This is a genomic window from Pseudomonas sp. GW531-T4 (assembly GCF_017349615.1).
Classification (GTDB): Bacteria; Pseudomonadota; Gammaproteobacteria; order Pseudomonadales; family Pseudomonadaceae; genus Aquipseudomonas; species Aquipseudomonas chlororaphis_I.
This window is the reverse complement of the sequence record NZ_JACMZT010000028.1, coordinates 74696-80813: the sequence shown is the minus strand read 5'-3', so window position 1 is coordinate 80813 and position 6118 is coordinate 74696. Positions and strand designations below refer to the sequence as shown.

The 6118-nt window shown below is 63.5% G+C and carries 4 protein-coding genes; 2 read left to right on the top strand and 2 right to left on the bottom strand.

What is annotated here, in order from left to right; translation table 11 throughout:
* Positions 1 to 79: 79 nt before the first annotated feature.
* Entirely contained in the window at positions 80 to 1105 is a 1026-nt protein-coding gene (locus J4D28_RS21090) for an extracellular solute-binding protein (protein ID WP_009046695.1), read from the top strand.
* Positions 1105 to 2670, top strand: coding sequence for an iron ABC transporter permease (locus J4D28_RS21085; RefSeq protein WP_041985594.1), 1566 nt, complete (start codon positions 1105 to 1107; stop codon positions 2668 to 2670). The genes J4D28_RS21090 and J4D28_RS21085 overlap by 1 nt, the downstream gene beginning before the upstream one ends.
* Before the next feature lie 63 nt (positions 2671 to 2733).
* On the opposite strand, the gene J4D28_RS21080 is transcribed toward J4D28_RS21085, so the two are convergent.
* Complete coding sequence (locus tag J4D28_RS21080) at positions 2734 to 4668, bottom strand: methyl-accepting chemotaxis protein (RefSeq protein WP_103330883.1); 1935 nt, start codon at positions 4666 to 4668, stop codon at positions 2734 to 2736.
* A 138-nt stretch (positions 4669 to 4806) separates the two neighbouring features.
* Positions 4807 to 6099, bottom strand: coding sequence for an adenylosuccinate synthase (locus J4D28_RS21075; protein WP_009041907.1), 1293 nt, complete (start codon positions 6097 to 6099; stop codon positions 4807 to 4809).
* Positions 6100 to 6118: the final 19 nt, after the last annotated feature.

Sequence of the window (6118 nt, the reverse complement as noted above, 5' to 3'; positions counted from 1 at the left end):
CCGTCAAGCCGCACATGAGAAACAATATCGTTTATGATTGTTACAAGTTTTTGCGGCACCACAGTGAGGAACCCTGCGAATGATGTTTAGAAACACCGCCCTTCCAACATCCCTTCTGCGTGGCTTGACCATCACTTTGCTGGGCCTGGCCCTGGCATCTCCACTCACTCAAGCAGCCGACCCGGTTTCCCTGACCCTCTACAACGGCCAGCACAAGGAAGTCGGCGACGCCATCGCCAAGGCCTTCGAGGCCAAGACCGGCATTCACGTCAATGTGCGCAAAGGCAGCAGCAACCAGCTTGCCAGCCAGGTCGTGGAAGAAGGCGAGCGCTCTCCCGCCGACGTGATTTACACCGAAGAATCGCCGCCCCTGAACAAACTCAGCGAGCAAGGCCTGCTGGCCAAGACCGATGCCGCGACCCTTGAAGTCCTGCCCAAGGATTACGTCGCCGGCAACGGCACCTGGATCGGTATCACCGCCCGCGTCCGCGTGGTGGCGTTCAACCCGAAGCTGATCGACGAAAAGGACCTGCCGACATCGGTAATGGAGTTCTCCCAGCCACAATGGCAAGGCAAGGTAGGCTTCGTTCCTACCAGCGGCGCGTTCCAGGAACAGGCCGTGGCAATCATCAAGCTGCACGGAATGGACGCCGCCGAGGAATGGCTGACCGGCCTGCGCGCCTTTGGCAAGACCTACAGCAATAACATGGTGGCCTTGAAGGCCGTGGAAAACGGCGAAGTCGCCACCGTGCTGGTGAACAACTATTACTGGTTCGCCCTGCAACGCGAAAAAGGCCAGCTGGACTCGAAGCTGCACTATTTCACCGGCGGCGATGCCGGCGGGCTGATCACCGTATCCAGTGCCGCAGTACTCAAGTCCAGCAAGCACCCCAAGGAAGCTCAGCAATTCCTCGCCTATATGGCCAGCGAAGAAGGCCAGCGCGTGATCACCCAGACCACCGCCGAATACCCGCTGCGCAAAGGCCTGGAGTCGGATCGCGGCCTCAAGCCGTTCAGCGAGCTGCAAGCGCCAAAAGTCACCCCGGCCGACCTTGGCAATGCCGAAGAAGCCCTGGAACTGGAACGCGAAGTCGGCCTGAACTGATGAGCGCATCGCTGCCCGCCCCCGCCTCGCGCACAACCTACATACCGAGGCGCAAGGGGCCATCGATCTGGCTACTGCTACCAGTCCTGCTGCTGGTCGGACTCAGCCTGCTGCCATTGCTCTATGTCGGGCTCAAGGCTTGGCAGGCCGGCTGGGCCGAAGCCCTGCATCTGTTGTGGCGCCCCTATGTATTTGGCCTGCTGCGCAATACCTTGCTGCTGCTCACAGGTGTGACCGTCACCTGCGCCATCGTCGGCCTCTCCCTGGCCTGGCTGCTGGAGCGTAGCGACTTGCCGGGGCGGCGCCTCTGGGGCGTGATCCTGTGCCTGCCCTTTGCCGTACCGGCCTTTGTCAGCAGTTTCACCTGGGTCTCCCTCAGTGCCAGCTTCGAAGGCCTGGGCGGGGCGATCCTGGTCATGAGCCTGTCCAAGTACCCACTGGTGTTCCTGCCTGTCGCGGCCACCCTGCGCAACCTCGACCCCTCTCTGGAGGAGTCGGCCCGCACCCTTGGACAGCATCGCTGGGGCGTGTTCTTCCGGATCACCCTGCCCCTGCTCTGGCCGTCGCTGCTGGCCGGTTCATTGCTGATCGCCCTGCACATGCTGGTGGAGTTCGGCGCGCTGTCGATCATCGGCCTGCAAACCTTCACTACCGCGATCTATCAGCAGTTCGAGTTGGAGTTCAGCAACGCCAACGCGGCGATGCTTTCTGCCGTGTTGCTGGCGCTGTGCCTGGCCCTGCTGTGGCTGGAGTTGCGGGTTCGCGGCAAAGGCCGCCATGTGCGGACCGGCCAGGGCGCGGCGCGACATGCCGAGCAGGTACGCCTGGGCAAGTGGGCGATTGGTGGGCAACTGTACTGCGCGCTGCTGACCCTGATCGGCAGCGGCATTCCGCTGGGCATGCTGGCGTACTGGCTGGCCGTTGGCTCATCGGCCGCCTTCCCGGTAGCCGCCATCGGCGAAGCCCTGCTTTCCTCCCTGGCACTGTCGCTGGGTGGCGCGGCACTGTGCCTGGCGCTGGCGGTACCGGTCGGGCTGCTGGTGGTACGTCACAAGGGTCGCCTGGCCCTCTGGGCCGAACGCCTGCCCTACTTGCTGCACGCCCTGCCCGGCCTGGTGATTGCCCTGACACTGGTGTTCTTTGCCCTGCACTACGTGCCGGCGCTGTATCAGACCTCGACCCTGCTGCTGATCGCCTACGCCCTGCTATTCCTGCCCCTGGCGCAGGCGCCAATCCGCACTGCCCTGAACAAGGCGGCGCCGCAACTCGAGGAAGCTGCCCGCACTCTCGGCGCCTCCTCATTCACGGCATTCTGCCGTGTGACCCTGCCGATCATTTTCCCCGCGCTGGGAGCCGCCTTCGCCCTGGTATTCCTGGATGCCATGAAGGAACTGACGGCTACCCTGCTGCTCAGCCCGACCGGGCTGAATACGCTGGCGACGGAAGTCTGGGCGCACACGGCGAATGTGGAGTTTGCAGCCGCAGCGCCTTATGCGGCGCTGTTGATTCTGGTATCGGGATTGCCGGTCTATCTGCTGACGACACGGATGTATCTGAGCCGTTGAGCCCGCTCCTACAGAAAGCCTTCTGTAGGAGCCCCACCCCCAGCATTCAAGCCTTGTGGAAACTCAAGCCCGGAATTGCCCCAGGCTGGCCTTCAATTGTGCCGCCAGGCCATCCAGCACCTTGCCGCTGGCCGTGGTTTCCACCACCGCCTGAGCCGCACGCTCGGCCTGGGCATGGATGGTTTCGACCCGGCTGCGCACCGCTTGCGCACCCTGAGCCTGATGGGCCGCCGCCTGGGTCGCCAGGCCAATTGCCGCGTGCACCTGCTCCACCGACGACTGCACCGACTGCTGCAACCGCGCGCTGTCGCGCAGCACCAGCAAACCTTCGCTGGCCTGCCTTCCGGCTTGGCCGATCGCCGCCACCGCCTCGCGCGCGCCCTGCTGCAGCGCTCCAATGTGCGCCTGGATATCCCCGGTAGAGCTTTGCGTCTTGCTCGCCAGCGCCCTGACCTCGTCGGCCACCACAGCAAAGCCGCGCCCGGTTTCCCCGGCCCGCGCCGCCTCGATGGCCGCATTCAAGGCCAGCAGGTTGGTTTGTTCGGCGATGCCATGAATCACCGTCAACACCACCTCGATCTGCTCGCTCTGCTGCGCCAGGCGCTCGATGACCTTGGAGCCCGTGTCGACCTGCCCCGCCAGCGCCTCGATCAGGCTGCCCACCTGGGCCGAGGTCCGAGTGTTTTCGTCGGTTGCCTGGCGAATCTCCACCACTTGCTGCAAGGCCGCCTGCATCGCCTGGCTTTCCGCCTGGGCTTCATCAGCCATCTGCGACAGCGCCCGCAAACTCTCTGCCACCTCGTCGCGCTGAGCCTCGGCCGCAGCATCAGCCCCGGCATTACGCAGGCTCATCGCACCGATTTCGACACCGGTGCGCTGCGCCACATCGCCCGCCTCGCGCACGATTGGCTGCAACTTGTCGACAAAGCGGTTGACCGCCGACGCCATGTCGCCGATCTCGTCATTGCTGCTGAGCTGGACCCGCTTGGTCAGGTCGCCCTCACCGGCCGCCAGATCGTTCAGCGCAGCGATCAGCAGATGCAGCTTGCTGACCACCCGCCGCCCCAGCACCACCGCCAGCAACAGCAAGACCCCGCAGCCGACCAGCGCCAGGCCCATGCCGATGCGCCAACGCAGAGTGGCCGCCGCGTCCTGCACGGTACCGGCGGTGTTGGCCTGCATGTCCGAAGCGGTGGTCTGCGCCGACTGCAGGCGCGCGCCCATGGCCGCCGAACTGTCCGCCGAAGCCCCCTTGAGACTATCGCCCACCAACTGATCGCTGCTGGCGATCAAGGCTGCGAAGCGCTTGTCCAGCGCCACCACGTCCGCCTCGACCGACGCCGTTGAAACCCCCATCAGCACCTTGCCGATTTCCACGCCGTTAGGACTGATGGAGGCCTCCAGGTAATAGACCGATGGATCGTTCTTGGCTGCGTCCAGCACCTTGTCCAGGGCGCGGTCGCCCTTGCCCTTTTCCAGCAGCGCCTTGTTGATCGGGTTCTCCCGGTTCAGGTAACGGGTCAGGTGCTCGCCATTGGCGTCGTCGTACACCACGAACAGCACGTTGGGATTGCGCTGGGCGCGCCGAGCGAACTCGGAAAGGGTCGGGACGTCGCTGTCCCACATGGCCCGCGGCGCCACCGAAGCGAGCAACTGGGCCATATCGTTGGCCGAATCCTTGAGATCCTTCTCCAGCGTCGCCCGCAATTGCGCCTGCTCTTCCTCCAGGCGTGAGGACAGCCCGGCGGTCAATCGTTGCCGAGTATTGCTGGAAAGGCTTTCCAGGCTCGAGGTGACTTCGCGAGCCGCCTGCTCCAACTCGCCGGAGAGCTTCTGGCTGTCGACGCCCAGACGAGCGGCCAGATCAGCCTCCAGCGCCGTCACCGTGCTCCGGGTCAGGGCAACGGCAACCAGCACCTGCACCAAAAGGGCGATACCAAGAGTAACGAACACAGGCCGCAACAAACGGCTTTGTAACAGTGAGAGAACGGCCGACACAGGAAATCCCTCTACTTCAACGCCATCAAATTGATGGCACTCTGGAAGGGGAAATCACAGCAAGGGTCGTGCCGTGTGGCAGACAGAAACGACAAAGGCCCCGGGAGAGGGGCCTTTGCTTTTTACATCAACGACTTATCAAGCAAACGGGTGACGCAGAACGATGGTCTCGTTGCGGTCCGGGCCTGTCGAAATAATGTCGATCGGCGCGCCGACCAGCTCTTCGATACGCTTGATGTAGGCACGGGCAGCGGCCGGCAGCTCTTCCAGGGTCTTGGCACCCAGGGTCGACTCGCTCCAGCCTGGCATCTGCTCGTACACCGGCTCCAGGCCGATGTAGCTGTCGGCGTCGGTTGGCGCGTCGATGACTGCACCATCCTGGTTCTTGTAGCCCACGCAGATGTTGATGGTTTCCAGGCCGTCCAGCACGTCCAGCTTGGTCAGGCACAGGCCCGAGATGCTGTTGACGTCGATGGCGCGACGCAGGATGACGGCGTCGAACCAGCCGCAACGGCGGGCACGGCCGGTGGTTGCACCGAACTCATGGCCACGCTTGGCCAGGAAAGCGCCGACGTCGTCGAACAGTTCGGTCGGGAACGGACCCGAACCCACGCGAGTGGTGTAAGCCTTGGTGATACCGAGGATGTAGTCCAGGTACATCGGGCCCACACCCGAGCCAGTGGCGATGCCGCCGGCAGTGGTGTTGGAGCTGGTGACGTACGGATAGGTACCGTGGTCGATGTCCAGCAGCGAGCCCTGGGCGCCTTCGAACATGATGTCCTTGCCCGCGCGACGCAGTTGGTGCAGCTCGGCGGTCACGTCCAGCATCATCGGCTTGAGCAGTTCGGCGTATTCCATGCACTCGTCGAGCGTCTTCTGGAAGTCGATGGCCGGCTCTTTGTAGTAATTGACCAGTACGAAGTTGTGGTAGTCCAGCAACTCGCCCAGCTTCGCGGCGAAACGCTCGCGGTGGAACAGGTCGCCGATACGCAGGCCGCGACGAGCGACCTTGTCTTCGTAAGCAGGGCCGATGCCGCGACCGGTGGTACCGATCTTCTGCTCGCCACGGGCTTTTTCACGCGCCTGGTCCAGCGCTACGTGGTAGGACAGGATCAACGGGCAGGATGGGCTGATACGCAGGCGCTCGCGCACCGGTACGCCTTTCTCTTCCAGCTTGACGATCTCACGCAGCAAGGCGTCCGGCGCAACCACCACACCGTTGCCGATCAGGCACTGAACGCCTTCGCGCAGCACACCCGAAGGGATCAGGTGCAAGACGGTTTTTTCGCCATCGATCACCAGGGTGTGGCCAGCGTTGTGGCCACCTTGGTAGCGCACTACGGCGGCAGCATGTTCGGTCAGCAGATCAACGATCTTGCCTTTGCCCTCATCACCCCACTGGGTGCCCAGGACTACGACATTCTTACCCATAACACTTGTCCTCATTCGC

What these genes read in the sequence shown, in the direction of transcription:
- J4D28_RS21090 (WP_009046695.1), top strand. Translation starts at nt 80, where the DNA reads ATGATGTTTAGAAACACCGCCCTTCCAACATCCCTTCTGCGTGGCTTG.
- J4D28_RS21085 (WP_041985594.1), top strand. Translation starts at nt 1,105, where the DNA reads ATGAGCGCATCGCTGCCCGCCCCCGCCTCGCGCACAACCTACATACCG.
- J4D28_RS21075 (WP_009041907.1), bottom strand. Translation starts at nt 6,099, where the DNA reads ATGGGTAAGAATGTCGTAGTCCTGGGCACCCAGTGGGGTGATGAGGGC.